Source organism: uncultured Sphingomonas sp. (assembly GCF_937859915.1).
Taxonomy (GTDB): Bacteria; Pseudomonadota; Alphaproteobacteria; order Sphingomonadales; family Sphingomonadaceae; genus Solisphingomonas.
In genome coordinates this window covers 1-25,666 of sequence record NZ_CALMAW010000118.1, presented here as the reverse complement: position 1 = coordinate 25,666, position 25,666 = coordinate 1, and the positions used below count along the sequence as shown (strand labels likewise).

23 protein-coding genes, 1 tRNA gene and 2 pseudogenes (1 of these 26 cut by a window edge) are annotated in these 25,666 nt (G+C 64.0%); 14 read left to right on the top strand and 12 right to left on the bottom strand.

Features of this window, described 5'->3' with window-relative positions:
- Both Q0326_RS15390 and Q0326_RS15385 read right to left on the bottom strand, forming a co-directional pair.
- Positions 1-388: pseudogene (locus Q0326_RS15390) on the bottom strand (TonB-dependent receptor plug domain-containing protein) (it extends 845 nt beyond the left edge of the window).
- A gap of 405 nt (positions 389-793) precedes the next feature.
- Complete coding sequence (locus Q0326_RS15385) at positions 794-2,134, bottom strand: LLM class flavin-dependent oxidoreductase (protein WP_298692072.1); 1,341 nt, start codon at positions 2,132-2,134, stop codon at positions 794-796.
- A 161-nt stretch (positions 2,135-2,295) separates the two neighbouring features.
- Between Q0326_RS15385 and Q0326_RS15380 the strand changes: the two genes are divergently transcribed.
- The 5 genes from Q0326_RS15380 (at position 2,296) to Q0326_RS15360 (ending at position 8,565) form a co-directional block, all read left to right on the top strand.
- Positions 2,296-3,669: an MFS transporter gene (locus tag Q0326_RS15380; protein ID WP_298692070.1), complete on the top strand. Its 1,374-nt coding sequence runs from the start codon at positions 2,296-2,298 to the stop codon at positions 3,667-3,669.
- Between the two features lie 55 nt (positions 3,670-3,724).
- The gene (locus tag Q0326_RS15375) at positions 3,725-4,549 is read left to right on the top strand and encodes an alpha/beta fold hydrolase (RefSeq protein ID WP_298692068.1); all 825 of its coding nucleotides are present in this window, start codon (positions 3,725-3,727) and stop codon (positions 4,547-4,549) included.
- 38 nt (positions 4,550-4,587) lie between these two features.
- Positions 4,588-5,682 (top strand): DUF3089 domain-containing protein, encoded by a 1,095-nt coding sequence (locus Q0326_RS15370; protein WP_298692066.1) that lies wholly within the window; start codon positions 4,588-4,590, stop codon positions 5,680-5,682.
- A 160-nt stretch (positions 5,683-5,842) separates the two neighbouring features.
- Complete coding sequence (locus Q0326_RS15365) at positions 5,843-7,183, top strand: MFS transporter (RefSeq protein ID WP_298692064.1); 1,341 nt, start codon at positions 5,843-5,845, stop codon at positions 7,181-7,183.
- A gap of 11 nt (positions 7,184-7,194) precedes the next feature.
- Positions 7,195-8,565 carry an LLM class flavin-dependent oxidoreductase gene (locus tag Q0326_RS15360; protein WP_298692062.1) on the top strand — a complete coding sequence of 457 codons (1,371 nt, stop codon included), beginning with the start codon at positions 7,195-7,197 and terminating at the stop codon, positions 8,563-8,565.
- Positions 8,566-8,668: 103 nt separating this feature from the next.
- Here the strand turns inward: Q0326_RS15360 and Q0326_RS15355 are convergent, their stop codons facing one another.
- From Q0326_RS15355 to Q0326_RS15340, 4 genes are all read right to left on the bottom strand, one after another.
- Positions 8,669-9,595: an alpha/beta hydrolase gene (locus Q0326_RS15355; protein ID WP_298692060.1), complete on the bottom strand. Its 927-nt coding sequence runs from the start codon at positions 9,593-9,595 to the stop codon at positions 8,669-8,671.
- A 110-nt stretch (positions 9,596-9,705) separates the two neighbouring features.
- On the bottom strand, positions 9,706-10,857 hold the full coding sequence (locus Q0326_RS15350; RefSeq protein WP_298692058.1) for a class I SAM-dependent methyltransferase: 1,152 nt from the start codon (positions 10,855-10,857) through the stop codon (positions 9,706-9,708).
- On the bottom strand, positions 10,854-11,183 hold the full coding sequence (locus Q0326_RS15345) for a hypothetical protein (RefSeq protein WP_298692056.1): 330 nt from the start codon (positions 11,181-11,183) through the stop codon (positions 10,854-10,856). The genes Q0326_RS15350 and Q0326_RS15345 overlap by 4 nt, the downstream gene beginning before the upstream one ends.
- Before the next feature lie 243 nt (positions 11,184-11,426).
- Positions 11,427-13,790 (bottom strand): EAL domain-containing protein, encoded by a 2,364-nt coding sequence (locus Q0326_RS15340; RefSeq protein WP_298692299.1) that lies wholly within the window; start codon positions 13,788-13,790, stop codon positions 11,427-11,429.
- A 291-nt stretch (positions 13,791-14,081) separates the two neighbouring features.
- Between Q0326_RS15340 and Q0326_RS15335 the strand changes: the two genes are divergently transcribed.
- Complete coding sequence (locus Q0326_RS15335; RefSeq protein WP_298692054.1) at positions 14,082-14,975, top strand: pirin family protein; 894 nt, start codon at positions 14,082-14,084, stop codon at positions 14,973-14,975.
- A 150-nt stretch (positions 14,976-15,125) separates the two neighbouring features.
- Here the strand turns inward: Q0326_RS15335 and Q0326_RS15330 are convergent.
- Both Q0326_RS15330 and Q0326_RS15325 read right to left on the bottom strand, forming a co-directional pair.
- A tRNA-Leu gene (locus Q0326_RS15330) sits at positions 15,126-15,210 on the bottom strand.
- A gap of 79 nt (positions 15,211-15,289) precedes the next feature.
- Positions 15,290-15,790: pseudogene (locus tag Q0326_RS15325) on the bottom strand (ATP-binding protein); the annotation flags it as partial.
- Between the two features lie 55 nt (positions 15,791-15,845).
- Between Q0326_RS15325 and Q0326_RS15320 the strand changes: the two are divergent.
- Both Q0326_RS15320 and Q0326_RS15315 read left to right on the top strand, forming a co-directional pair.
- Positions 15,846-17,435 (top strand): recombinase family protein, encoded by a 1,590-nt coding sequence (locus Q0326_RS15320; RefSeq protein ID WP_298692052.1) that lies wholly within the window; start codon positions 15,846-15,848, stop codon positions 17,433-17,435.
- 394 nt (positions 17,436-17,829) lie between these two features.
- On the top strand, positions 17,830-18,183 hold the full coding sequence (locus tag Q0326_RS15315) for a DUF2958 domain-containing protein (RefSeq protein WP_298692050.1): 354 nt from the start codon (positions 17,830-17,832) through the stop codon (positions 18,181-18,183).
- A 667-nt stretch (positions 18,184-18,850) separates the two neighbouring features.
- On the opposite strand, the gene Q0326_RS15310 is transcribed toward Q0326_RS15315, so the two are convergent.
- Both Q0326_RS15310 and Q0326_RS15305 read right to left on the bottom strand, forming a co-directional pair.
- Positions 18,851-19,264: a hypothetical protein gene (locus Q0326_RS15310; RefSeq protein ID WP_298692048.1), complete on the bottom strand. Its 414-nt coding sequence runs from the start codon at positions 19,262-19,264 to the stop codon at positions 18,851-18,853.
- Positions 19,265-19,394: 130 nt separating this feature from the next.
- A complete protein-coding gene (locus Q0326_RS15305) occupies positions 19,395-19,922 on the bottom strand; it encodes a tyrosine-type recombinase/integrase (RefSeq protein ID WP_298692046.1) in 528 nt (175 codons plus the stop codon).
- 101 nt (positions 19,923-20,023) lie between these two features.
- Here Q0326_RS15305 and Q0326_RS15300 point away from each other — a divergent pair, with 101 nt between their 5' ends.
- The 4 genes from Q0326_RS15300 to Q0326_RS15285 are packed head-to-tail and all read left to right on the top strand — an operon-like array spanning position 20,024 to position 21,406.
- The gene (locus Q0326_RS15300; RefSeq protein WP_298692044.1) at positions 20,024-20,365 is read left to right on the top strand and encodes a hypothetical protein; all 342 of its coding nucleotides are present in this window, start codon (positions 20,024-20,026) and stop codon (positions 20,363-20,365) included.
- A complete protein-coding gene (locus tag Q0326_RS15295; protein WP_298692042.1) occupies positions 20,365-20,730 on the top strand; it encodes a hypothetical protein in 366 nt (121 codons plus the stop codon). Before Q0326_RS15300 ends, Q0326_RS15295 begins: the two co-directional genes overlap by 1 nt.
- Entirely contained in the window at positions 20,727-20,981 is a 255-nt protein-coding gene (locus Q0326_RS15290) for a hypothetical protein (protein ID WP_298692040.1), read from the top strand. The genes Q0326_RS15295 and Q0326_RS15290 overlap by 4 nt, the downstream gene beginning before the upstream one ends.
- A complete protein-coding gene (locus Q0326_RS15285; protein WP_298692038.1) occupies positions 20,978-21,406 on the top strand; it encodes a hypothetical protein in 429 nt (142 codons plus the stop codon). Before Q0326_RS15290 ends, Q0326_RS15285 begins: the two co-directional genes overlap by 4 nt.
- Here the strand turns inward: Q0326_RS15285 and Q0326_RS15280 are convergent.
- Together Q0326_RS15280 and Q0326_RS15275 are read right to left on the bottom strand one after the other, a co-directional pair.
- On the bottom strand, positions 21,360-22,016 hold the full coding sequence (locus Q0326_RS15280; RefSeq protein WP_298692036.1) for a hypothetical protein: 657 nt from the start codon (positions 22,014-22,016) through the stop codon (positions 21,360-21,362). The genes Q0326_RS15285 and Q0326_RS15280 overlap by 47 nt on opposite strands.
- A 617-nt stretch (positions 22,017-22,633) precedes the next feature.
- Positions 22,634-23,332: a hypothetical protein gene (locus Q0326_RS15275; RefSeq protein ID WP_298692034.1), complete on the bottom strand. Its 699-nt coding sequence runs from the start codon at positions 23,330-23,332 to the stop codon at positions 22,634-22,636.
- Between the two features lie 463 nt (positions 23,333-23,795).
- Between Q0326_RS15275 and Q0326_RS15270 the strand changes: the two genes are divergently transcribed.
- Both Q0326_RS15270 and Q0326_RS15265 read left to right on the top strand, forming a co-directional pair.
- Entirely contained in the window at positions 23,796-24,377 is a 582-nt protein-coding gene (locus tag Q0326_RS15270; RefSeq protein ID WP_298692032.1) for a hypothetical protein, read from the top strand.
- On the top strand, positions 24,374-25,666 hold a 1,293-nt coding region (locus Q0326_RS15265), incomplete at its 3' end, for a terminase family protein (RefSeq protein ID WP_298692030.1). The genes Q0326_RS15270 and Q0326_RS15265, both read left to right, overlap by 4 nt.

Genomic DNA, 25,666 nt, shown 5'->3' with positions numbered 1-25,666 from the left:
TGAGGCCGGGGGTGAAGGCGGCGAGATCGTTGAGCGTGACGATGCCGCGCGCCTGGAGATCGGCGCTCGAGAAGGCCGTGATCGCGACCGGCGTCTTGAGGATGTCCTCGGACTTCTTGCGGGCGGTCACGACGATGTCGCCGCGCTCGACGGGGGCTGCCTGTTCGGCGATGCTGCCCTGATCGGCCGACGGCGCGTGATCGGTGGGGGAGACTTGCGCGCCGGGCGAAACCTGATTGGCGGGAACCGCGGTGGTCGGGGGCGAAACCTGGTCTGCCGCGGTCGCAACCGCCGCGTCGGCGGCCATCGCAGGCTGGCTGAGCCCGGCGATCGCAAGCGCCAACACCGAGCAGACCGCATATTTCGAAGTAACGGGCGTGTGAATCATGTCATTCCCCCTCGGAACAGAAGACGGGATTTCCCGTGGAAAAGCTCAAATAAATGAACACAGTAGAGATGGTGCGGCCTGTGGGCCGTCTCCCGTCCTTCGTCCCTGCGATGTCATCAAGCTGCTATATGTCCTATGTATATGTCAATTGGATCATCGCGCGCTTGTGCCCCAGGTCGGGCGTGCCGTAGTCTTTGTCCGCTAGGCGGGGAAACCCCGGCGATGCACGCGCGTTTGCGGGCTCGCGCCGTCTCGGCGGAACCGGCGGACAAGCCACGGTATTTCGGATTTTCGGCGTTGAGATCGATGCGACCGGGGCCGCGCTTGGCGACAGCACAGGACTTTGCCCTGCAGGGGTCCCGCGGTCCGGCGCCGGCACGGTGCCCAGCGCCGCACCGCGAATCGTCACCAGATTTCGGGCTTGCTCCGCAACGACGGATCGGCCGCGAAGCTGTTCGCCGGCCGCGCAAGACCGAGATGGTCGCGCAACGTCTCGCCCTCATATTCCCGGCGGAACAGCCCGCGCGCCTGCAACTCGGGCACGACGCTGTCGACGAAGTCGGCAAGCCCGGCGGGGAGGAAGGGCGCCGAGATCACGAAGCCGTCGGCCGCGCCGCCCTGATACCAATCGGCAAGCTCGTCCGCGACGTCATGGGCGGTGCCGACGACGGTGCGGCTGGTCCGCCCGGCGGCGACTCGCTGGGCGAGATCGCGGATCGAGAGACGTTCGCGCTGCGCCAGTTCGACGACGCGGTCGCGCGTCGAATTGGGCGCCTCGGGGATCGGCGGCAATTGGTCGTCCGGCGCATAGGCCGACAGGTCGAAATTGCCGAGCAGCCCCTCGAGCTTGCTGATCGCAACCGGCGACGGGATCGAGGCGTCGAGCTGCGCCTGGAGTTCGGCGGCCTCCTCGCGCGTGCGGCCGATGATCGGGGTGATCGCGGGCATGATCTTGAGCGTGTCGGCCGCGCGCCCTTCGGCCGCGAGCAACTCATGCATTTCCGTGCGGAACCGCGCGGCGGACTCCTTGGCGGGATGCGAGGTGAAGATCACCTCGGCATAGCGCGCGGCGAAGCGCTTGCCGGTGTCGGAGGCGCCGGCCTGGACGAGCACGGGATGGCCCTGCGGCGAGCGCGGCACGTTGAGCGGGCCGGCTACGCGGAAATACGCGCCCTTGTGATCGAGGCCGGTGATCCGTGACGGGTCGGTATAGCGGCCGCTCGCCTTGTCGGCGAGCACCGCGCCGTCGTCCCAGCTGTCCCACAGCTTGCAGGCGACGTCGACGAACTCGGCGGCGCGGGCATAGCGGTCGGAATGACCGAGATGCGCGTCGCGGCCATAATTATGCGCCTCGTTCTCCATCGTCGAGGTGACGATGTTCCAGCCCGCGCGGCCGGCGCTGAGATGATCGAGCGTCGCGAAGCGCCGCGCGACGTCATAGGGTTCGCCATAGGTCGTCGATCCGGTCGCGATCAGCCCGATCCGGCGCGTCGTCGCCGCGATCGCGGCCAGCACGAGCCCGGGCTCCAGCTTGGGAGTCTCGAGACAGGCGAAGATGTCCTCGCCCTTGACCGGATGGTAGCCGACCGAGTCCGCAAAGAAGATGCCGTCGAACAGACCGCGTTCGGCCGTGCGCGCAAGCTCTTGAAAATATTGCATGTCGCACAGCGCGTTGTCGGCCGCGCGGGGATGCCGCCAGCCCGCGATGTGACCGCCGGTCTGCATGAGGAAGGCTAGGAGTTTCATGCCGCATCCCGATCAGATAGTCGTTCGATGATCGTGTCGATTACGCCCTATCCCCTATCCGGGCATGACAAGCCACGATCTCTGCCCGACAGGCGGTGAGTTTTCGGCGCGCACCCGGCGTCGACGGCGATGTGTGATCAAAAGGCCGATCGGAGAATGCGATGACCCACCCGGCAAGCGGCGGAACGATCACGGCTGACAGAGAGATGCCCGGCACGACGACGACGACGACGGCGCCCGGTTGGTCGACGTCGGCCGGCTGGGCGGGCTGGTTCGCGGTCGCGATCTTCTGCGTCGCGCAGATCGTCTCGACGATCGACCGCGGCATGCTCGCGCTGGTGGTCGATCCGGTCCGCGCCGATCTCGGCATCAGCGAGATGCAGATCGCGCTGCTCCAGGGCTTCGCCTTCGCGACCTTCTACGTCACCGTCGGAATCCCGCTCGGGGTGCTCGCCGACACGGTCAACCGGCGCCGGCTGCTGATCGGCGGGATCATCGTGTGGAGCGTCGCGACGATCTGCGGCGGGCTCGCCGCCAACTTCTCGCAGATGTTCGCGTCGAGGCTGTTCATCGGCGTCGGCGAGGCGGTGCTGGGCCCGTGCGCCGTGACGATCATCGGCGATCTCTTCCCGCCGCACCGCCGCGGCCGGCCGATGGCGGTCTATGTGTTCGGCAGCATGGTCGCCTACGGGGTCGGCTCGCTGGTCAGCGGCTTCATCCTGCAGCTGGCGCCGACCGGCGCGTTCGACATGATCCCCTGGCTGCGCCACCGCGCGCCGTGGCGGATCGCGTTCATGATCGTCGGCAGCTTCGGCTTCGTCATCGCCGCCCTGCTGCTGTTGCTGCGCGAGCCCAAGCGCCATGGCCGCGGCGAGGGCGATCCGCAGGGCAAGAGCGTGCGCGAGACGATCGGTCATTTCATCGCCGGCTACCGCATCTTCCTGCCGCTCTACGGGGCGCTCGCGATGTTCGCGATGGGCGGTTCCGCGGCGAGCGGCTGGGGCGCGGTGCTGCTCACCCGCCGCTACGGCTTCGATCCTGCGAGCGCCGGCAAGGCGCTGGGCACCGCGCAGATCGGCTGGGCGGTGCTCGGCATGATCCTCGCGACGCTCATCGTCGACCGGGTCACGCGCCGCGCCGGCACCGCGGGCAAGGCCCGGCTGTCGGCGCTGTTCGCGCTGGCCGCGCTGCCGTCCTGCCTTGCGCAATGGGCGGGCTCGGGCACGGTCGCGGTGGCGCTGCTCGCCGAGGTGATGTTCGCCAGCGCGGTCTACGGCACCGCGATGCTCTCGATGATCACCGAGATCACGCCGGTCCGTGCGCGCGGCCTCGCAGTCGCGCTCTATGCCTTCGTGATGACGATGATCGGCTTTTCGCTCGGTCCGATCGCCGTCGCCTTCTTGACGCAGCATGTCTTCGGATCGCCGCTCGACGTCGGCAAGTCGATCGCGATCGTCGGCGTCGTCGCGCTGAGCGTGTCCGCCCTGCTGTCGCTCCTCGTCGTCGAGCGGGTCCGCACCCTCGCGACCAGCTGACCATCCCCGTCATTCCCACAGCGCCGGCGCGCGATACCGATACCGGAGACTCTCGATGACCACCGTAACCCGCGCCTATGTCGCCAGCCGCCACGGCCAGCTCCATTACCGCATCGCGCATCCCGAGCAGGCGTCGGCAGCGCCGCCGCTGCTCTGCCTCCACCAGACGCCGGGCAACGGCCACGACTGGCAGCCGATCCTGCCGACGCTCGCCGAGCGCCGCACCGTGATCGCGATCGACACCCCCGGCTACGGGATGAGCGATCCGCCCGCGGCGCCGCTCGAGATCGCCGACTTCGCCGACATCATGGCGCAGGCGATGACCGACCTCGCCGCGCAGGGCGTGATCGCCGGCGGGCCGTTCGACGTGATGGGCATGCACACCGGCTCGGTCACCTCGACGCAGCTCGCGGTCGCCTTCCCGGACCGCATCCGCCGCGCCATCCTGTTCGGCCTCGCCGCCTACCCCGCCGACGTCCGCGAACAGAAGCTGGCGCGGTTGCGCGACCATTTCCCGGTTCCCACCAACGACCTCACCCATGTCGAGAAGCTGTGGGCAGTGATCAGCACGCTCAGCGATCCGCGCGTCACCGCGGAAGAGCGCCATGTCGGCATGGCCGAGTGCCTGCGACTAGGGTCGCGGATGCCGTGGGGCTATGTCTCAGTCTATCGCTACGACTTCCTGGCCGCGATGCCCAAGGTGACGCAGCCGGTGCTGGTGATCAATCCGGAGGACGATCTGTGGACGGTGACTCGCGCCACCTCCGACCTGCTGCCGCACGGTCGCCGGCTCGACATGCCCGGCGTCGCCCACGGCGTGCTGACGATCGAGCGCGCACGCGTCGCCGAGGCGATCAACCAGTTCCTCGACGCGGCCTGAGCGCGCGCCCTGCCCTGCCCCCGAGCTTCGGAGCCCGCATGAAGTCGATCGCCGCCCTGATCCTGTGTCTGTTCTCGGCCGCCGCGCAGGCGCAGCCCCCGGCCCCCAAACCGCAACCCTTCGCCGAGCAGGCACCGCCCCCCGCCCCCGATTATGCGAGCCCGGCCGCCTGGGCGGCGGGGATCGACGATCCGGGCGCCAGCCGCGCCGTGCCCGCCGGCGCGACACCGGCGGCGACGCGCGCCAAGGTCGACGTTTTCTACATCCACCCCACCACCTATCTGAGCAACGAGCGCTGGAACCAGGACATCGCGGACAAGGCCGCCAACGCGTGGGTCGACGCCAGCGTCGTCGCGCGCCAGGCGAGCGTGTTCAACGCCTGCTGCCGCGTGTTCGCGCCGCGCTACCGCCAGGGCTCGCATCTCGCGCTGTCGCACTTCGCGGGCGAGGGCCAGCAGGCGCTCGCGCTTGCCTACGGCGACGTCGAGCGCGCGTTCGACTATTATATCGCCCATTATAACAAGGGCCGCCCGTTCATCCTGGTCGGGCACAGCCAGGGTTCGCTGCACCTGATGAAGCTGCTGCAGCGGCGGATCGACGGCAGCCCGCTGCAGACGCAGATGGTCGCCGCCTATGTCGTCGGCATGACGCTGCTGTCCGAAGGCGATTTCGGGCGCGCCTACAAGACCATCCCGATCTGCGACACGCCTGCCCAGACCGGCTGCGTCGTCGGCTGGAATTCGGTGCTGCCCACCGCCGACATCGCCAAGGCCGTCGCGGTCCCCGAACAGGGCTATGCGCAGCGCTATGGCGGCGAACAGACCGGCAAGACGGTCCTGTGCGTCAATCCGCTGACCTTCGATCGCGCCCGTCCCGCCGCGAGCGCAGCGTCGAGCAAGGGCGCCGTGCCCGGCGATCCCGGCGCCGGCCCGGTGCGCGCGATCGTGCCCCACGCGGTCGCCGCGCATTGCGATCGCGGGCTGCTCGTCGTCGAACCGGATCCCGCGCTCGGGCTCAAGCCGCTGCCCGGCGACGCGATGCACTATCACGATCTCGGGCTGTTCTACGAAGACGTGCGCGAGAACGCAGTGCTGCGCGCCGCCAGCTTCGTCACCGCGCATCCGCGCGGCTGAGCGGTGACGACCGTGGAAGTCTCCGGTGTTCGGACAGAGTCGCGACGCCCCATGTCCGGATCGCCCGCCGCCCCGATACGATCGGCCGTTCTTGCATCGGAGACCATCGCCATGTCGCGCGACGCCCCCCACGCCATCGTGGCGACCGACCGAGCCCGCTATGTCGGTTGAGCCCGCGATCGCCGCGGACGACGTCCCCTATCCGCCGCTCGCCCGGACCTGGTGGCCGATGCTGCTGCTGTTCCTCGCCGCCAATCTCTACAGCATCGACAAGGCGATCGTCGGCGTGCTCGCCGAACAGATCCGCACCGACTTCGCGATCAGCGACGTCCAGATGGGGCTGCTGCTTGGCCTCGCCTACTCGCTGCTGAGCGGTCTGCTCGGCCTCGGCCTCGGCTATCTCGTCGACCGCCATGTCCGCCGCACGATCCTCGCCGCGAGCATCATCCTGTGGAGCCTGTCGACCGCGGCGGGCGGGCTCGCCACCAGCTTCCACTGGTTCTTCGTCTTCCGCGCGCTGGTCGGGCTCGGCGAGGCGGCGATCGCGCCGGCCGCGATCTCGCTGATCGCCGACATGTTCCCGCCGCACCGGCGCGGGCGCGCGCTTGGCGGCTATCTGATCGGCGCGACGATCGGGTCGGCGCTGTCGTCGATCATCCCGGGCTGGATCATCGGCGCCGGGCTTCATCTCTCGGTTCCCGGCTTCGGGACGCTGGCGCCGTGGCGCACCGTGTTCGTGCTGTGCGGCCTCATCGGTCCGATCGTCGGCCTGCTGATGCTGACCGTGCGCGAGCCGGCACGGCGCGGCGTGCCGGTCGCCCGCCACGCGCATCCGCCGCTCAGCGAGACCTTCGCCTATCTGCGCGCGCAGCGCCGCGTCATCGTGCCGCTCTATACCGGCTTCTGCCTCCACTATGTCGCCTTCGTCGGCATCATCGCCTGGACCGCCGCCTTCCTGACCCGCGCCTATCATGCGACGCTGGTCGACTTCGCCGGTCGGCTGGGCATCATGTTGCTGATCGCGGGGGGCGCCGGTTATCTCGCCGGCGGCGCGCTCACCGACTCCGGGCCGTTCCGTCGCCCGGGCGGCAAGCTGCTGCTGCTCGCGATCCTGCCGCTGATCGCGCTGCCCAGCGCGCTCGCCGGCGCGGCGAGCAGCCTCACGCTCGCGCTGGTGATGCTCACCGGCCTGAGCTTCGCGACCCCGATTATGAACGTCGCCACCAACTCCTCGGTGCAGGAGCTCGTCCCCAACCGGATGCGCGGCTTCTCCTATGCGCTGCTCGCGGTCGTCGGCGCGCTGCCCGCGGGCGCCGGCGGCCCCTATGCGGTCGCGTGGGTGACCGAGCATGTCGTCGGCGATCCCGCGCTGATCGGCCGCTCCTTCGCGATCGTCGGCGTGCCCATGCTGCTCGCCGCCTCGGCCTGCTTCCTGCTCGCCTGGCGCGGCTTCCACCATCCGGCGCCGGCACCTGCCGCCGCGCCGCTTTCCCAGAACTGAAGAGAGCCGACATGACCAAGCCCACCCGCCGCATGGTGCTCGCCACCTTCATCCACAACAGCGGCGCGCACCCCGGCGGCTGGCGCTATCCCGGCGCCGAGGCGGTCGACCAGCACGACTTCAAACATTATGCCCGGCTCGCGCAGACCGCCGAACGCGGCAAGCTGCACTGCTATTTCTCGGGCGACTCGCAGGGCTATCCGCACATCTCGGGCCGCGACGCCTTCGCCGCGACCGACTATGCCGGCAAGCTCGAGCCGACCACCCTGCTCGCCGCGCTCGCCGTGGTGACCAGCGACATCGGGCTGATCGCAACCGCGTCGACCACTTATAACGAGCCCTATGCGCTGGCGCGGCGCTTCGCCTCGATCGATCACATATCGGGGGGCCGCGCCGGCTGGAACGTGGTCACCTCGGCGAGCGACAGCGAGGCGCATAATTTCGGCCGCGACGTCCAGATGGACCATGACGACCGCTATGCGCGCGCCGAGGAGTTCGTCGACGTCGTCAAGGCGCTGTGGGACAGCTGGGAGGATGGCGCCGCGATCCGCGACCGCGCCGCGGGCCGCTATTTCGACACGGCCAAGGTCCACCAGCTCAACCACCAGGGCAAATATTTCAAGGTGGCGGGGCCGCTCAACGTCGGCCGCGCGCCGCAGGGCCATCCGATCATCGTCCAGGCCGGCGGATCGGATGCCGGCCGCGGGCTCTCGGCGCGCACCGCCGACATGATCTTCACCGCGCAGAGCTCGCTCGAGAAAGCGAAGGTCTTCTACGACGACATGAAGATGCGCGCCGCCGGCTTCGGCCGCGATCCCGCCACGCTGCTGGTCATCCCGTCGGTGCAGCTGATGGTGCGCAGCACCGAGGCCGAGGCCAAGCGCGCCGACGAGGAGCTGCTCGCGCTGATCCCCGAAGCGCTGTCGCTGCGCACGCTGTCGCTCCAGCTCGGCTTCGACCTGACCGGTTATTCGCCCGACGACCGGCTGCCCGAGATCCCGCTCACCAATGGCGGACAATGGGTGCAGCAGCAGGTGATCGCGATGGCGCGCGCCGAGAATCTGACGATCGGCGCACTCGCGCGGCGGGTCAGCGTCTCGCGCGCGAGCTTCTCGCTGTCGGGCACGCCCGAGCAGATCGCCGACATGTGCGAGACCTGGTTCCTGCAGGGCGGTGCCGACGGTTTCTCGCTGTCGCCCAATTATCTCCCCGGCGCGCTCGACGATTTCGTCGACCAGGTCGTGCCGATCCTGCAGCAGCGCGGGCTGTTCCGCACCGACTATGAAGGCGACACGCTGCGCGACAATCTCGGCCTCGCGCGGCCCGAGAACAGCTTCGTGCTCGACCCGACGCTAGGCAGCGAGCCCAGCATGTGGCGGTGAGCTAGGCGTCGTGTCCCTGCCGTCATTGCGAGCGTAGCGACGCTACGCTCGCAATGACGGACTGATTGGGCGGCTCGCGCGGCGCGCAGGCCGCGGGTCGCGATCAGGCCTTGTCGAGCCACGCCTTGAGGATCGCCGCGGTCGCCGGCGGATTGTCCTGCATCACGAACGCGCCCGACTGCGGCACATATTCGGTCCGCACGTCCTTGAGCGCCGCCTCGGCGCCCTCGCGGAACTTGGTATAGTCGTGGTCGCGGTCGCCGTAGAGCAGCAGCGTCGGCGCCGAGACGCGGGCGAGCGTGCCCTTGATGTCGGTGATCGCGACGCCGCGCTCGGACGGCTGGATCCAGCGTCCGGCCTGGCGGCGGCTCGAATTGCCCTCCGCGCTGATACTCTCGACGTGGATGATGCCGAAGATCTTGGCGAGGATCTGCGCGTCGTTGGGCACCGGCATGCCCGCGCCATCGTAGAGCGCGGTCTGTTTCTCGTCGATGTTGGTCTTGATCTCGGCGAGCGTGCGCTTGCCGCCGAGCGCGGACGAGACCAGCGACAGCTTGCGCACGCGCTCGGGCCAGAACGCCGCCAGCGGTACCGCGGCGCAGCCGCCGAGCGAGGTGCCGACCAGATCGACCTGCGACAGGCCAAGCTCGTCGAAGGCGCCGACCAGCAGCGCTGCGGTCTCGCCGAGCGACTGGATATAGGGCGGCGCGCCGAGCCATTTGGAATCGCCATGGCCGGGCAGATCGAACGCGATCACCTGCCGGTCCTTGGCCAGGATCGCCGCGACGAAGCGCCAGTCCGCCATCCAGCCGCCGAGCTTGTGGAGCAGCACGACCGGCGGCTGGCCGGCGCGCGGCGTGCCGAGCATCGCATAATGGAGCTGCCCCCCGGCGCGGCCGACCATCCCGCTCTTGGTCCATGGTCCCTTGGGCACGTCCGCGAACGCGATCTGCGCTTTCGCGGCCGACGCCATCAGCGCGGTCGCGGCGGTCAGACCAAGGCCCGTGTTCAAGGCGCGGCGGGTGATCATGGGTGGTCCATCCTTCGTGTCGACAAATGCAGCGCTATCATCGCCCAGGCTTTGTGGAAGCGCGCGGCCGATTGCGAAATGACCGCGCTTCGGGCAGCCCGCGGCCGCGATCAGGCGCGGCCCGAGGTCACGAACCAGGAGCGGAACACGCCGTGCGAGGTGTCGCCGAATTCCTTCGGCGCGCTCCGCGCATCGAAGGCGGTCGACTGATAGCCGGCGCGGACATCCGCAAAGCCGGCGGCACGCATCAGCTGCGCATAGTCCGCCGACAGCGCGCCGCGCCAGTTCGGCTCGTTGTTGAACTGCGCCTCGAGCTCGGCGGACAGTTCCTGCCAGAGGTCGCCGAAGGTGTGGATCAGCGGCACCTCGAGATGGATCGCGATCCCGCCCGGGCGCAGCAGGCGCCGGCTTTCGGCGAGGATGTTGGCCATCGCCGCCTGCGAGGTCTCGTGCAGCACGACGCAGCTGTAGACGACGTCGAACGAGCCGCTCTCGAAGTCGGTGTGCTCGGCGCTCTGCTGCGAGAAGTGGACCGCGGCCCCAAGATGCTCGGCGCGGGCATGCGCATAGCGCATCATCGAGGCGCCGACGTCGATACCGTGGACCTCGGCGTCCGGGAAGCAGATCGCCGCCGGCACCGTGCTCGTGCCGATCCCGCAGCCCATGTCGAGGATGCGCGACGGCTGGATGTCCGGCGCGATCGTGAGCAGATGCGCGATCGCGGTCTGGCCGCGCAGGTCGTTGAGCATGCCGCCGTTGCGGCCGAGCATATAGACCGCGCCACCCCGATCCATCACCGCGCCCTGTAGCACCGAGCCGTCGTCATGCGCATTGCCGCCGGGCATCAGATGGATGTCGCCGCGGGCGATATAGTCGGGCGCGGCGAACGCCGGGTCGACCGTTACCGAGCCGCGCGGCGCCGGGATGTCGGCGAGCGCCTCGAGCTCGTCGGCCTGGCGCTCGACGCTGCCGCCAACCGCCGCCCAGAGCTGGCGCTGCGACTCGCGCTTGAGCCCGAGCCAAGTCTTGAAGCTCTCGAAGCCGAGCATCCGCTCGCGCAGGTCGTCGACCGGATTGTTGCTCGCCTGCGCGACGATCTCGGGTGCGACCCGGGCCGAGATCGCCTGCTGGGTCGGCTCGAGCGACTGCATCACGAACATCTTGAGATCGCGGACGAACAGCTGCTCGACCAGCTCGTCGTGCGTCGGCACGGCGATCATCGGATGGGCCTGCGCCTCGCGCGCCTCGACCATGCCGCTCATGCGTTCGTCTCCATATCCGGGGAAAGGGATGCCAGGTCCGCCGCCGCGCCCTCCTGGAGCGAGCGGAAGATCTTGGCCATGCTCTGCGTCCGCTGCCGGTCGCGCTCGAACTGCGCTGCGGGATCGGGCGAGAATGCGTCGATCGCGCCCGGCGCCAGCAATTTGGCGGCGACCAGCAGCCGCTCGCAGGCATCGAGCCGCGCGCGGAGGATCGTGGTCTCGGAGGCAAGCGACACGATCATCGCCATGGTCTGCGCATCGACCTGGCGCTGGCCGGGGATCGCGTCGAGTTTCTTGGGCGATTGGGGAAGCCGGCGGCCGGTCATGCGATCATCTCCTGTCGAACATGGACGCGCCGGCCCCGCGACACGACCGGCCTGCATCGGCATCTCCGACCGCGATCTTGCCGCATCTATTTGTTATGTGTCTATAGCAAATGTCCCGCGGAAGGCGGCCGTTGAATTTCTCGCCGCGCAGCTGTTCGCGCGCGTCCCCGCCACCCGATCGCCTATTGCCTATGATCGGCGATGGGCGACCGACAATCGGTCACGCCGCCACGGCCTTGCCGATCATTTGCGCGCGCCGCGCAGGGTGATGATCTTGTCGTCGCCGGACAGCCGCAGCGACGGACCGAACTCGAGGATCCGCGCATGTTCGAGCGGTCGCCCGAGGAAATAGCCCTGTACCTGCGCGCAGCCCTCCTGGCGCAGGATGGCGAGCTGCGCCTGGGTCTCGACGCCTTCGGCCACGGTTTCGATCTTCAGCGCGTCGGCCAGCGTCAGGATCGCGCGAATCACCGCGTTGGCGCTGCTGTCGGGGGCGAGATTGTCGACGAAGCATTTGTCGATCTTGATGCGGTCGAACGGGAAGGATCGCAGGAAGCTCAGCGACGAATAGCCGGTGCCGAAATCGTCGAGCGCGATGCGGACGCCGATCGCCTGCAACTTGCGCAGGGTCTGGAGCGCGACCGACATATTCTCGATGAAGACGCTTTCGGTGATCTCGATGATCAGCCGTCGCGACGCTAGTCCGCTCTTGACGAGCGCATTCACGACGCAGTCGAACAGCGCCGGGCTCATCAATTGGCGCGGCGAGACGTTGACCGACACGGCCGCGTCATGCGGCCATTCCACCGCACAGCGACACGCCTCGGTGATCGCCCATTCGCCGAGCGCGTTGATAAGCCCGGTGCGTTCGGCCGCCGCGATAAAGTCGGCCGGACCGATGTCGCGGCCATCCTGCCGCCGCCAGCGCATCAGCGCCTCGAACCCGCTCAGGCGGTCGTCGCCGAGGCCGTAGATCGGCTGAAACAGGAAGCGGAATTCATCGTCGCGAATGGCACGGCGGATATCGACCTCGAGCGCGCGCTGCGACCGGAAGGCTTCGTTGAGGTCCGCGTTGAACAGCCGCGCACAATTCTTGCCTTCGCCCTTGGCGGCGTAGAGCGCGAGATCGGCATGCTTCATCAGCAGGATGCCGTCCCGCTCGTCGGCCGCCGCCACGACCGCCAGGCCGACGCTGCCCGAGGGCAGGATGACGTCGGTGCCGATCGCGATTTCGCGGTTCAGGCAGGCGACGACCTGATCGCCGAGCCGGGTCATGTCGACCGCGGCGGCCTCGAGCGCGAGCAGGATCGCGAATTCGTCGCCCCCCAGCCGTGCGACCTGGTTGCCCCCGAACTGCGCAGCCAATCGCGTGCCGATCTCGCAGAGCAGCGCATCGCCCGCGGGATGCCCCAGCGTGTCGTTGACGTTCTTGAAGTCGTCTATGTCCGCCAGGATGAGGATGACGAGATCGTCGGCGCCCATTGCGCCGAGCGCCAGTTCCAGCCGCTGTAGGAAGAGCCGGCGATTGGGCAGCATGGTCAGCGGGTCGTGCATCGCATCGAGGATCTTCTGCTCGCGATCCGCGATCGCCGCGACCATGGCGTTGTAGGTCGCGGCCAGCCGACCGACCTCATCGACCGACTCGATCGGCACCTTGGCCGATATGCCGCGGCTGAGATTGCGCGCCGCCTCTTCGAGCCGGCGCAGCGGCCGGGTGATGGTGAACGCCAGACGCCAGCTGACCAGCGTCACGATCAGCATGCTGGCCAGCGCGATGATCGCCACCAGCCGCTTGAGGCTGGCGTAATTGGCGAGCAGCGGCTGCAGCCGGCGCTGCAGGACGAGTTCCGCCTGCGCGCCGTCCTCGAGCGGCGGCAGGGGTGCATGCCATGTCAGCACCGCGTCGCCATCGCTGTTCGCCAGCCGCGTCGCGCGCGCCGGCTGACCGGTCATCCAGCGCGGCATGTCCTGGGGCGGCACGATCATCGCGATCATTTCCGAGGGCGAGAGACCCAGCAGCTTCGCCATTTCGCGCCCGTCGAGCGGATAAGCGAGGACCAGCCAGCCGATCAGGTCGGGCACGTTCACCGGCTCGGCGACCGCCAGGGCCAATTGGCCGTCGATGCGAACGACGCCTTCGCGCGCGCCGCGCCGGATCGCCGGGATCAGCCGCGCGGCCGGCGGATAATGATGGCCCCGCGCGCCGGTGGCGCTGCCGTCCAGCCCGACCGCAAAGGCATATTCCGCATCCGCCCGGGTGGCGACGCTGTCGAGCACCGAGGCGATGGTCGCGCGGTCGCGCGTGGCGAAGGCCGCGCGAAAGCCGAAGTCATGCGACAGCACCCGCGCCGAGTCTTTCAGGCGGTGGGTGCGCAGCTTGAGTATCTGGTCGAAGACATGCGCGTTGACCGCCATCTCGGCGACCGACGCCTGCTCGCCGTAGCGATCGATCCCGCGGCTGGTGACCATCACGACGCAGGCCAGCGTCACCCCGAGCAGGCTGGCGTAGATCAGCGCGATCCGGACCTTGAGCGAGGTGAAGCGCAGCCAGCGCGGTGCTGCCTCCGGCGACAGGCGGAGCGCCGTGCGGATGTCCTGCAGGGTCACCGACGCCAACGACGCTCAGGTTCGGGAAGAGGCGGGGGCATGGCGCGATCGTATCGGCTTGGCGGTTAACAGCCTTTAAGACGATGAGGGGAGATTGGCCGAAACCGGCGGCAAGTCGTTAGACTTTGGCCGCGTTTGGCCGATCCGGATCGGGCATGCCGCCGAACTGGCCGTGCGGTGCCGCCGCAGACCATGCGGAGGCGAGGCGGCTGCGCCGCGACGATCCTGCTCGCGAGGCGCGGAATTGCGGCGCCTTTGCTACCGTCGCCACCGGACAAGGAGAATCGGGCCATGATTGAGATGATCATCGAACAGCGGCGCCGCAGCCTCGGCGGCGGCGTCGAGGTCGGGCGGGTCCTGCCCTATGCGAAGCGCCGGATGGTCGGCCCGTTCATCTTCTTCGACCATATGGGGCCGCTCGATCTCGCCGCCGGGGTCGACCGGAGCGTCGACGTCCGCCCGCATCCGCACATCGGGCTGTCGACGGTCACCTATCTGTTCGCCGGCGAGATGATGCACCGCGACAGCGTGGGGTCGGTCCAACCGGTGCGCCCGCAGGAGGTCAATTGGATGACCGCGGGCAGCGGCATCACCCACTCCGAGCGGTTCGAGCGCGCCCGCGCCGTCGGCGACCACCTCCACGGCATCCAGGCCTGGGTCGCCCTGCCCGACGGCGACGAGGAGACCGCACCGTCCTTTTCGCATTATGAGGGCGCCGCTCTGCCGCAATGGGAAGAGGATGGCCTGTCCGGGCAGCTGATTGCCGGAAGCGCCTATGGGCTGACCGCCGCGGCGCGCACGCACTCGCCGCTTTTCTACGCGCATCTCGAACTGGCCGCCGGCAGCCGCGCCGAGTTTCCGGCCGGCTACGCCGAACGCGCGGCCTATGTCGCCCGCGGCACGATCGAGATCGACGGTCGCGTCTGTCCGGCCGGGCGCATGATCGTCGTCGACGGTTCGGCCTCGTCCTTGCGGGCGATCGAGCCCGCGACCGTCATGCTGCTCGGCGGCGACCCCGTCGGCGAGCGGCTGCTGTATTGGAATTTCGTCTCCTCGTCGCACGACCGGCTCATCCAGGCGGCCGCGGACTGGCGATCGGGACGGATGAAACTGCCCGATGCCGACGATGCCGAGTTCATCCCGCTGCCGGAGGGCCCGGTGCCCGCCGCGCCCGCCATGTCGTGATCGCCGCACCAGGGCGGCGGTGACGGGGAAATTTCCGCGGACCCGTCCTACTGGCGACGCCGACCGTGCGCCGCGCGATGGCCGGTCTGCGGGGGCAAGCCTGCCGAGAGATTGCGACGGGATGGATGGCTGCCGCCGGTGCGGCATCGGTGGTGCGGGCGGTCGGAATCGAACCGACACTCCTTGCGGAACCGGATTTTGAGTCCGGCGCGTCTACCAGTTCCACCACGCCCGCACCCGGACCGGTTAGCCGAGCGGATCGCGCTCGGCAACCGGGGTTTTCGCGACTGGGAGCCGCCCGCGCGGATCGTCGCCTAATTGACGGGCGCGCGACGCCGATAGCTCAGCGCCTCGCCGACATGGCTGCGGCCGACACCGTCCACGCCGGCGAGATCGGCGATCGTGCGCGCGACCCGCAGCACGCGGTGATAGCCCCGCGCCGACAGCCGCATCTGCTCGGCTGCCTGCGCCAGCAGCGCGCGGCCCGGCGCGTCGGGGGTCGCGACGCGGTCGAGCAGATCGCCATCGGCCTCGGCATTGGTGCGCACGCCGGCGCCGGCATAGCGGTCGGTCTGGACGTCGCGCGCGCGCGCCACGCGGCGGGCGACCTCCGCCGATCCTTCCGCGGGCGGCGGCAGGACCAGATCGGCGGCGGCCACCGCGCGGACCTCGACATGCAGGTCGATGCGATCGAGCAGCGGGGCCGAGACGCGGCCCTGATAGTCGGCGGCGCAGCGCGGGCTGCGCGCGCAGGCGAGCGCGGGATCGGCGAGATGCCCGCAGCGGCACGGGTTCATCGCCACGACCAATTGTACTCATGTTGCGACGTATGTAAACATGGGCATAGCGTTGCGAAGGGGGGAAAAGCCTATGAGCCAGCATGCCATTATCTATGCCCGTTTCTCCACCTCGGAGCAGAGCAAGGGATATTCGCTAGAGCGTCAAAAAAGCACCGCCATGGACTTTTCGATCACTCGCGGCTGGGTGATCGAAAAAATGATCTGCGACGAAGGCCGGTCAGCTTACCACGGAGCGAACCGACTTGAGGGATCTTCGCTACACGAATTTGAGCTTGAGGCGCGGAATGGCCTTCATCGGGGTAAGGTTCTCGTAGTCGAGAACATAGACCGTCTGAGTAGGCAGGGACCGCGCGCCGCCGCGCAGCTCATATGGGGTCTGAATGAGAGTGGCGTCGATGTCGCAACCTACCATGACGGGAGGATCTACCGAGGCGAGGAGAACAGCGACCTTCTCGACGTTTTCACCCTCATCCTGAACGCCCAGAACGCTCACCAGGAGAGCAGCAACAAGAGCAAGCGGACGTCAGCGACATGGGAGAAACGGTTCGAAGCGATCAGTAGCGGCAACCAGCGCGCCCCCGTTCCCCACACACCAATGTGGATCGATCGCATTGATGATGCCTACGCGCTAAACGAGCACCGCACAGCCGTTCTAAACGAAATCTACGACCTCTACATTGATGGAGTGGGGATACACCGACTGGTCGGCATCCTCAATGAGCGGGATGAGCCAACGTGGACGAGTACTAACCGCAATAAGAACGGTTGGTTCTACAGTCACATCTATCGTCTTCTGACCAAGCGCAGCGTATTAGGTGAATACGTCACCAATGCTGGGAAGACCCTCGCGACTAGCTTTTATCCCCAAGCGATAACTGCTGAGAAGTGGAACCGCGCCCAGGCGGCTTTGGGGATGAGAAAAGGAAACCAACGCAAATCCAAGACCAAGGGTAACCGAAACCTTCTGAGCCAGATTGTTGTTTGCGGCCAATGCGGCGGTGGCGCTCATTTTGCCCACACCACCGACACCCAACAGACCTATACGAAGGTCAGCGGTGAGGTCGTTAATTACCGACGCAAGACCTATCGCAAGCTGCGACGCGATCGTGCGCGCCGGAAACACAGTTGTGACAACGGGACGATCCTCAACTACGACATCGTTGAGGCAACAATTCTCAATCAGCTGATAGGGCTTCTGGTCGATCAGCGCGCCGAGAAAACCTCTACCAACTCTCTGCGTGAAAATCTCGCGGAGATGGTCCGTTTGCGAGATGCGGAACAGAGCCGGCTCGAGAATTTGATCGACGCCCTCGCTGAGGGAGGCTCCAAGGCAATTGTTCAACGTGTCGCAATGCTTGAGAATGAGATCGAGCAGCAAACCCGGGACATCGAGACGGCGGGCAAGGCGCTAGCTATCGAGACCGCCAAACCCAGAAGTGTAGACGACGTTGAGGCGATCGAGAGCCTGAGGGCGCAGCTCACCAGCGAGAACGACGAAGAAAGGACCTATGCCCGTGGTCGCGTCAACATGGTCCTGCGACGCCTGATCAAGCGGATCGCGATCAACCCCGAAGGCACCTGGACCGTCGAGCCCGATGACCTTTCCAGCTGGATCTTCGATGACCAGGGCACTATGCTGGAAGGCCGTTACGTCCCCTAAAGGGTCCTGTAAGGGTCAGACAGGACGAGCGCGCATTGGCGCACGCTCGATCAACATGGCCCTGAGGAGTTAGCAGCGGGGCAAGCGCAGGGTTGTCTCGCCCACATGCAGGACAAAGTGCCGCTTCTTCCTCTCGACGTACCAACGCACGTCGCAAACCTCAACGCAAAAGCAATCGTCCTCATAGCGGGCATCGCAGTCTGCATTATCAAGAACATAGTTGGCAACTAGCTGTACATCGTAGGGCATGGTCGGCTCCTTTTGTCCGACCTCCTATCAATAGCCTTCTGGCCGCCTTTCCTACACCTAGTTCATACCTTGATGGGATATCTGGCTATTGTCCTGTTCAACCTATGATGTCTTTGGGGTTTGTCGGCAACAAGGAGAAGCCGACATGAATAAGTGGATGTTCAGCGAACCCGTGTATCACATGCTGGTACTCAACCATGCGCGACAGGCGCCCTTGAAGGGTACAGCGGGAGAGATCGATTATGTGCCGGTGGCCAAGCTCTTCAATCCCACCGGGGCTGGGACCTGGCTGATTAGCGAACTCGACCCCGAAACCGGGATTGCGTTCGGGCTGTGCGATCTGGGACAGCCAGAGCTTGGGTATATCTCGATGGACGAGCTTGAGGAGTTCAAGGGCCTCGCGGGGATAGGAATTGAGCAGGACATACATTGGGAAGGCCGGATGCCGCTCAGCCACTACGCCAGGGAGGGCGCACGGCTGGGATACGTCAAAGCCTGATAAGTAGCAGGCCTGACGGCACGAGGTAAGACACCTCAAACGATGGGCCCCGCTGTAACAATACAGCGGGGCTCAACGTTATCAGTTGTCGTTGGACTTCAGATAGTTGATGGCGTCTTCGATCGTAGTACCACGCGAGCGGACCAAATATCGCACACGGCAAGGAGCCAAATTAGCATCGCGAGCCGCTGATGCGAGGTTTGGCATCCCAGACTTACCCCGGTGTCGACCGATAGGCGTAGACTTAGCTTCGCTCTCAGACCATCCTTGCTCGATAACTCGAGATTGGACCGTAGTTTTGTGAAGGTCCTGACTGCCCGCCACGGTATACCATTCATGAGCCGCAACGGCTGTTCGATTAGTGTTGTTCTTCATGTCATATCTCCTCAGTTTGTTTCCATAAGCACCATCCTCTTGGCTGGTATGACAATCCTCTCACACTTTTCATATACGTCAACTTTTTTCAGACAGATCATAAGTGGCCGCTCACTGATCGATGAAAACGATCTGTGTATGGGGGCTAGCGGGGTAAGTAAGGTCGACGGTGATCCCGAGTTGCTCACTTGCGCCGTTGACGGCGAAGCCCCCGATACGCTCAACTATCGGGGGCTTTGCCATGACAAAAAAAGGGCGCCCGTAGGCGCCCTGTAGAGGGTTGTGGGAACCGTTAGGCCTTCGCGGGCACCTTATCGGCCTCGGCCTTTTTGTCCGCGCGGGTCTTCCGCATTTTCTCCGTGCGGGCCACACGACCAGCAGCCAGGGCATCGAGGGCTTTGTCGTAAGCGCCGCTGGTGGCTTGCTCCTTCAGGTAGAGCAGCGCGGGCTCCACCTGATCGCGCGGAACGACGACCGCGGTTTCCTCGCCCAGCAGGGGAATGGGCTTGTTGGCAAAGCGCAGGGTGATGCTTGCTTCCTTGTCCCTGAACGTTACCCAACGACGACCTTCGAGCTTAACATCTTTGGCCAACTTGATCTGGTTGTCGATCGCAGCCGCGAGGATCAGCCGGGGGCTTTTGGGAGCATCGCTGTTGAACTCCTTGCTCTTGCTGGCCGCGACGAGGTGCTTGGGATCAAAAGCCATCTTGTATTCTCCGTCTAGCAGTAGCTCGATTGCCCTGCCGACGAACTTACGACATCGCGGAACCAGGAGAGCAACACCAGACTTCCAGGTTGAAAGAAAGGGGTGGATGATCGATCTAGAAGAATAACGCTCAGCCAAACAATGCGCGTCGAACCATCCGGGGCGTCACGGAGCAGTAGGCCATCGTTGTCTGCGGACTGCTATGGCCCAACACGGCCTGGACGACCAATATGTTGGTGTCCTGATCGACCAGCCGGGTAGCAAGTGCCCGGCGCGCGCTATAAGTTGAGCCCTCTACGCCAGCCTCGGCAAATAGCCTCCTGACGCTTGCGGACATCTGTGAGGGCGTGAATGCGCTGCCCTCGCGGTTCACAAACAGCAGGCCGGACCGATTGCCCATGTGGACCTCTATGGCCTCGCGGATCGCTGGGCTGGTAGGCAGCGTACGGGCACGACCGCGCTTGCTCTGTCCGCAGGGAATACGAAGCTCAGTGTTGCGAAACCAAGACCGCTCTAAGCGAGCCAACTCGATGGGCCGCAACCCCAGGTCACGCATCAATATCAGCAGCAAGCGGTAATGCGTGGGACGCTTCATAGTCTCCGCATGGGCGAACAACCGGACAAAGTCCTGGGCTTCAATTAGCGGGGCCTGCGTCATTACATTTTCTCCTCCCAGCTACTCAAGCGTCGCAAGGCGTGAAGAGCAAACGGTTTTTCGCACCTCGACGCAGATAAACTGGAGTGCCGGCTAAGTAAGGGATGAAAGAGCCAAGCAATAAGGTTTACACGATCCATATCGACGCCGAACAGGTCCGCGCATCCATGTGGGATCTGGTCGAGGAGATAATAGCCGAGCATCCGCAGTATGATGCCGCGGAAGCCAGGGCCATGGTACTGACGGCCAAGCAGGACCGCCGTTTTATCCGCGAAGAACTGCTGGGGCGCGTGGCGGGCAATTGGGACCTCGACTGGCTACATGGCAACCTCATTCCCCTGAGCGTGAAAAGCTCGCTGGATCAGTATGTGGAAAAGGGCTTGGTCATTATCCAAATCCACAAAGCAGAAGACCGCGCGCGCTTTGATTATTGGAGGGCCAATTAATGGTAAGGGATGAACCCCTTACCCGCAATGATATCCTGTTCGTCAGGGTCAGCAAGGAGATCAGGGCACTCAGGGACACCCTGGATCGCGCGCAGAGGATGTTGGGCTTTATTGAAGCCAGCACGCGCATGTTCCTAACCCAAACAAACCGCAAACCGTGTGTTTACTTGCCGGTTGATTTTACGAGGGAAAACGATCCCTATCTAATGGCCTTTGAGCCCGCGTTTCAATTGTTCGAGGCCAACTATGATGCCCTGGTCGCTTATGTGGCTCGTCTGGAGAAAAGCATAGAGACCAAAAAGGCTCTTATTGATGCTTACCACAATGGCGAGGATATCTTGCTGGCAAGGTTGTCAGCCCAATGAGTGATCAACTGGATGGCGACCTATTCCGCATTGAACGATCCCTGGTACGATTGTGGAAGATGCGTGTGACGACAATCCGTCGTGGTCCTGATGCCATATTCCTCCTCAACAGCAACTGGCAGCTATGTTTGGATGCCGATGATGTCGAGGCCCTGGCCCGCGATATCAGTAGCGATCATGTGTTTATGGAAACCCTGGATGGAATGTTGGACCGCTGTATGGGTTTGACGGAATTGCGAAACGATCGATGACTGAACCCAAGGCCCTCCACGAATACAGGAGGCCGATTGAACAGACGGAACGTGATCTGGCGGCAAAGATGCTCGCGGAGGGGGCGAGCCTAAAAGCATTGGCAAAAGCTCTGGAATGCGGAGACGGCCGGGCCAAGAGGATAGCGAGCGAACTGGCAGTTGTAAATGCTGCCAAGGAACTGCGAATGACCAGCATGGTGCCAGAGATGCTTGATAAGCTGCTAGCGGCCACAATGATACTTGTGGAGACAAACACGGCATTAGAGGTTCGCATGACGGCATTTGAACGAGAGATGCGGACCATGAACAAAAAGGTGTATAGAGGTAAGGTGACGACCAATCAGCTGCGGGAACGCAATAAGAGCCTGCGCGATGAAGTCAAAGCTCTGAGGGATTTGATGCGGAGGCGTGGATTAGTGACGTAGTCGTGCGTCTGATGCGCCGGCTCTCATTGGCCTCGTGAAGTTCTTTCAGGATCACTTCGAGGCTACCAACTCCACTGGCAAATGGCAGATACTCCTTCCGAATGAATTCGTCATAATCGCCCTTATGCCACCAACGATAAGGCCAGGCATGCGCCTCAAATTTTACCTTCTCCCATTCGGCTTTGAGGAGCCACTGTGAATGTTTTATCAAGTGACCTACCGCGCGCATAGCGACCTCCCTGTCGCCCTCCACCGGAACCGAGATAGCGTTTATCAGTGCTAAAACGTTCTCATCGATCTTGCCGCGCGGGTTCAACTGTAAGTTGATAACATTCGTAATTTCCATCAGTTCAATCATTCTTCGGTCAGCAACCTTTTCCCAGGCGTCACTGTCATCGCGATCTAGAAGCGCAAAGGCTAGGTCAGGAACCGCTGTTGCGAAACGCGCTATATTGGCTCGGAGCTTTTCAATCCATTTGTTTCGTTCAATAGTGATGCTGCTGATGTAGACGTTCCGAGCAGAGGTTGCGATGCTGGCTAGGACACCGCTTGCGACACCCACTAGAGGAACAGCGGCAAGGAGTAGGGTTTCGCTCAGGGTAAAGGCCATACAAGTAAGCTAACATGGCCGCATGGTGGAGAGAAGAGACGATCGACGTCTCCGTTTATTATGATGAGGCGGTGCGGCACGTAGACAGGCTGGACGCTGTGAGCACCTTGGAAACCTCAATCGCTTCTATTCCACCCCTCGCGCGCGAACCCCAATGAACAGCGCCCTTGAGCCACTTTGAACCCCCAATCGCCCAACTATCGCAAGCCCGCAACACCACGACCACGAACCGCTGGGTCAAGAGCCACAATGGTGTTGACGCCCAGGCAATCAGCGGTTTGTGAGCGGCTAGGTGCGAACAATACGGGAAAAGCGTACCTACCTCGTTGAATGCGATCGACCAGGAAGGCACCTGAATGCCACCGGCCAGTTCCTGAATGCGTGCTGCCCTGTAGGGTTCTGCGAGGCCCTGGTTGCCTCGGGGCATCACGGGTTGCCCGAGGCTTTCCTTGACCCTGTACGACACCCTCACGGGGTTCTGTGGCGCGAAACATCGGATTAGGGAGGGCTAGTTTGGGACCAGTTACCCATGACAACACACCACCAAACGATGTAGCCAGAAGTCATTGCGCGGTTGGGCCAAGTTAGAGGAATAATCGTGTTTGGTGCCTTCCGCGCTAGACCTCACTCACGTCGGCACCATTGATCAGACGCAGATCGGGAATTTGCTTCTGGGGACTCGGGCCGGGCAACTGCGCTTGGCGCTTGTCATCGTCATCGGCATGGAGCTCGTGGAGAGTAGAAGTGATTGCGTGGATTGCTTTGGGCGTCTTGATCAAGGCATCGTCGACCCCTGTAATCAAGTTCGTGACAGCCATGATCATCAGCAGTGCCTTCCGCATATCAACGCGGGGCTTGGCCAATTCAGCCTCGAAGTCTGCTATAATGCCAAGCAGGCGCTTTCGCTGCCGTTCGGGCAGCGCACTACTGTTAACTTCATCCTTGATACCTTCAAGGAGCGCATGAAGCTTTATGCGAGCCGGCCCTGTCATCGTAATAGCGCCGGGCGAAAGCGAGTCGACACGACGCAATCGCATGAGAGTTTTTTGGTAGTCAGTCTTGTGCGTGAAGTCGATAAACTCTTGGGTGTAATCCTTTTTCGTGCGGTCCCATCCAATATCCGGAATGCCAAAATGAGTGGCGATTGCGGTCACCTCATTCATATATTCGCCAAGCGAGCGCCAAAGAATATCCCCGTCGCCGTCGCGGGGCGCCATGGCTTCCAATCGCTCCCTCGCAATTGAGTCGAGCCTTAAAAACGCACTTTCTTTATTGGCGGGAAGATCGTCGTAGTCCTCGTCATTCAAGAAACCCATCTCATGCTCCAATCGCGAACCGATAGGTTTCTCGACCGAGCTTGCCCATCAGACGCATAGTTAGTCGGGCGCAAGAACACCAAACTCCCGTCCAGAGCAACCCTCCGTGCAATTTTCGGCGATCGTCAGTTCCCTGCAGGTCATATTTGTAGTTTCGAGACAATTGAGGTTCGGACGCCTGGAAAACAGAGTGCGGGCTGGCAGAGTGCCTCCCAGGCGTCCTAACGACACGGGCGTGCGTCGCTGAGCGGGGGATACGATGAGCGTGTGAAAAAGTCCCTACCGGTCTGGAGCCGGTCACGGCGCGGGTTTGGCACCCGTGGGCAGCGGGAAGCCATCACACGGGTGCCAGTGCGACGGCACGTAACAGGTCGCAGAACGCTTTTGCGCTCTCATGGTTAACAGAACCTTACCGCTGCCCGACGAACGACCACTTATCCCGATCATAGGCCACAATTGTGGGATGCCACGCGAGATCCAGTGGCCGGCTAAGTACCATATGGCTTTACCTCCCGACGATAAAACAGCGCGAAAGCATTGGGCTGCCCAACAAGCGTCAATCGACCGCCCCATGGGCACTAGAGACCCAGGACTGACACAAGTAGCTGGCGTCACGGATGCTCTTACGATCATCGAGCAAGAAGCGGCCGGTATTCCCACGCCGGTTTTCAAGGCCCGTACGGCCACCAACTTGCCCGATCCAATCGCCCGCTCGGTATCCATGATCCGAGGTGTCACGCAAAAGGGCGTCACGGACGAGCAATTCCTCCAGAAGTGCGAGACTGTCGAGGATATCACGCTCCACACCTTGCTATTCGGCCAGATGCCCCCTGATAAAAAGGGTGGCCTGGCCCTCAAGCTGGCCAAGCACCTCAGCGACCAGCAACGCGATCTCGAAAAGCTCAATATCCAGCGCCAGAACCTTGAGGAAAAGCGGGTCCGCAATGCCCTAGAATTGGACAAAAAGATGGCAAAACTACGGGCCTTTGGAATTATTGAGGGAAAAACACTCAATAATGGGCCAGAAGGTTCTGGTGATGTTTGACACCCGCTCTACAATACAAACGCCAAATCCTCGCCATCGCGCGCCGTGAGATCGCCTCAGGCAAGCAGGCGTTCTTTGATTTCTTAGCCACGGTCGATGACGAGGATGTTCGCGAGGACTTGCTCGATGCGCTGAGCGATCCAGCCCTTACCCTCCGTGCCGAGCAAACCATGCCCATGGACCCTTGGTCCATATGGCTGATGCGAACGGGCCGTGGATGGGGCAAAAACCACGCGGCCAGTTGCGCGATCAACGAACTCGCCCTCTTGGTCTATCCAGAGCAGCAGGGCCTGATTGTCGCGGCCACACACAAGGATGCCGTGGATACGATCATCAACGGCGCCTCGGGCATCATCGCGACATCTGCTCCCGGACAGGCGCCGCATTTCAGTCCCCACAATGGCAGGCTGACTTGGCCCAATGGCAGCACGGCGGTTGTTCGTACCGGGGACAATCCTCAGGACATTCGAGGCCTCAGCGTCCCATGGGCTTACGCCGATGAGTTGATCAAGTGGCCCAGCGGTCAGGTCAGCTTTGGTAACATCAGCAACTGTGTTCGTGAGGGCGACAATCCCCGTATCATATTGACCAGCACGCCGCTCAAGACCCAACGGTGGCTGGAGCGCATCGAGAACAACGAGGGCACCACGGTCACGTTGGGCAAAAGCGCCGACAATCCATTTTTGCCCACCAGCTTTTTCAACCGCCAGCGGGACAACTTGAGCGCCAAGCAGTTCGAGGAAGAAAGCCTGGGTCTCTGGGTCAGCGAGAATGGCTGTTTGTGGACCCGCGAGGAAATCATCAAGGCCACGGCGAAGACCGACGTTCCCGTGGCTACATTTCTCGCCCAATGTGACTACCGCCAGATTTCAATCGATCCCTCGAACGGCAAGCGGGACCTCGCCGGCATGAGCCTTCAGGCGCGTCGCGGCGACCACTACTGGGTCATGGGAGACATGACGCCCGAGAGCACGCTCAAGCAAGCCGGTTGGATCGCGCATTTAAAAGAAGCCGTGTCGCGCTATCTTCAGCCCGGTGACACCCTGGTCGTGGAAACCAATGGCTTTCAGGGCATCGATGAAACCCTACAGCGTGAGTTCCCACAACTGCGGGTCCGAGCCGTGTTCCACACGGGCGCACAAAGCGGCAAGGTGCCAAGGGCCGAGCGGGCGCAAAAGATCTACCAGGATGGGCGGGTCAGCCACTTTGCGCCCATGCCGCGCCTAGAGCGCCAGATGGAGGAGTTCTACGATATCGTAGATAGCAGCACGGAAAGCCCAGATAGGGCG

What these genes read in the sequence shown, in the direction of transcription:
- Q0326_RS15385 (WP_298692072.1), bottom strand. Translation starts at nt 2,134, where the DNA reads ATGAAACTCCTAGCCTTCCTCATGCAGACCGGCGGTCACATCGCGGGC.
- Q0326_RS15380 (WP_298692070.1), top strand. Translation starts at nt 2,296, where the DNA reads ATGACCCACCCGGCAAGCGGCGGAACGATCACGGCTGACAGAGAGATG.
- Q0326_RS15375 (WP_298692068.1), top strand. Translation starts at nt 3,725, where the DNA reads ATGACCACCGTAACCCGCGCCTATGTCGCCAGCCGCCACGGCCAGCTC.
- Q0326_RS15370 (WP_298692066.1), top strand. Translation starts at nt 4,588, where the DNA reads ATGAAGTCGATCGCCGCCCTGATCCTGTGTCTGTTCTCGGCCGCCGCG.
- Q0326_RS15365 (WP_298692064.1), top strand. Translation starts at nt 5,843, where the DNA reads ATGTCGGTTGAGCCCGCGATCGCCGCGGACGACGTCCCCTATCCGCCG.
- Q0326_RS15360 (WP_298692062.1), top strand. Translation starts at nt 7,195, where the DNA reads ATGACCAAGCCCACCCGCCGCATGGTGCTCGCCACCTTCATCCACAAC.
- Q0326_RS15355 (WP_298692060.1), bottom strand. Translation starts at nt 9,595, where the DNA reads ATGATCACCCGCCGCGCCTTGAACACGGGCCTTGGTCTGACCGCCGCG.
- Q0326_RS15350 (WP_298692058.1), bottom strand. Translation starts at nt 10,857, where the DNA reads ATGAGCGGCATGGTCGAGGCGCGCGAGGCGCAGGCCCATCCGATGATC.
- Q0326_RS15345 (WP_298692056.1), bottom strand. Translation starts at nt 11,183, where the DNA reads ATGACCGGCCGCCGGCTTCCCCAATCGCCCAAGAAACTCGACGCGATC.
- Q0326_RS15335 (WP_298692054.1), top strand. Translation starts at nt 14,082, where the DNA reads ATGATTGAGATGATCATCGAACAGCGGCGCCGCAGCCTCGGCGGCGGC.
- Q0326_RS15320 (WP_298692052.1), top strand. Translation starts at nt 15,846, where the DNA reads ATGAGCCAGCATGCCATTATCTATGCCCGTTTCTCCACCTCGGAGCAG.
- Q0326_RS15315 (WP_298692050.1), top strand. Translation starts at nt 17,830, where the DNA reads ATGAATAAGTGGATGTTCAGCGAACCCGTGTATCACATGCTGGTACTC.
- Q0326_RS15310 (WP_298692048.1), bottom strand. Translation starts at nt 19,264, where the DNA reads ATGGCTTTTGATCCCAAGCACCTCGTCGCGGCCAGCAAGAGCAAGGAG.
- Q0326_RS15305 (WP_298692046.1), bottom strand. Translation starts at nt 19,922, where the DNA reads ATGACGCAGGCCCCGCTAATTGAAGCCCAGGACTTTGTCCGGTTGTTC.
- Q0326_RS15300 (WP_298692044.1), top strand. Translation starts at nt 20,024, where the DNA reads ATGAAAGAGCCAAGCAATAAGGTTTACACGATCCATATCGACGCCGAA.
- Q0326_RS15295 (WP_298692042.1), top strand. Translation starts at nt 20,365, where the DNA reads ATGGTAAGGGATGAACCCCTTACCCGCAATGATATCCTGTTCGTCAGG.
- Q0326_RS15290 (WP_298692040.1), top strand. Translation starts at nt 20,727, where the DNA reads ATGAGTGATCAACTGGATGGCGACCTATTCCGCATTGAACGATCCCTG.
- Q0326_RS15285 (WP_298692038.1), top strand. Translation starts at nt 20,978, where the DNA reads ATGACTGAACCCAAGGCCCTCCACGAATACAGGAGGCCGATTGAACAG.
- Q0326_RS15280 (WP_298692036.1), bottom strand. Translation starts at nt 22,016, where the DNA reads ATGGCCTTTACCCTGAGCGAAACCCTACTCCTTGCCGCTGTTCCTCTA.
- Q0326_RS15275 (WP_298692034.1), bottom strand. Translation starts at nt 23,332, where the DNA reads ATGGGTTTCTTGAATGACGAGGACTACGACGATCTTCCCGCCAATAAA.
- Q0326_RS15270 (WP_298692032.1), top strand. Translation starts at nt 23,796, where the DNA reads ATGCCACGCGAGATCCAGTGGCCGGCTAAGTACCATATGGCTTTACCT.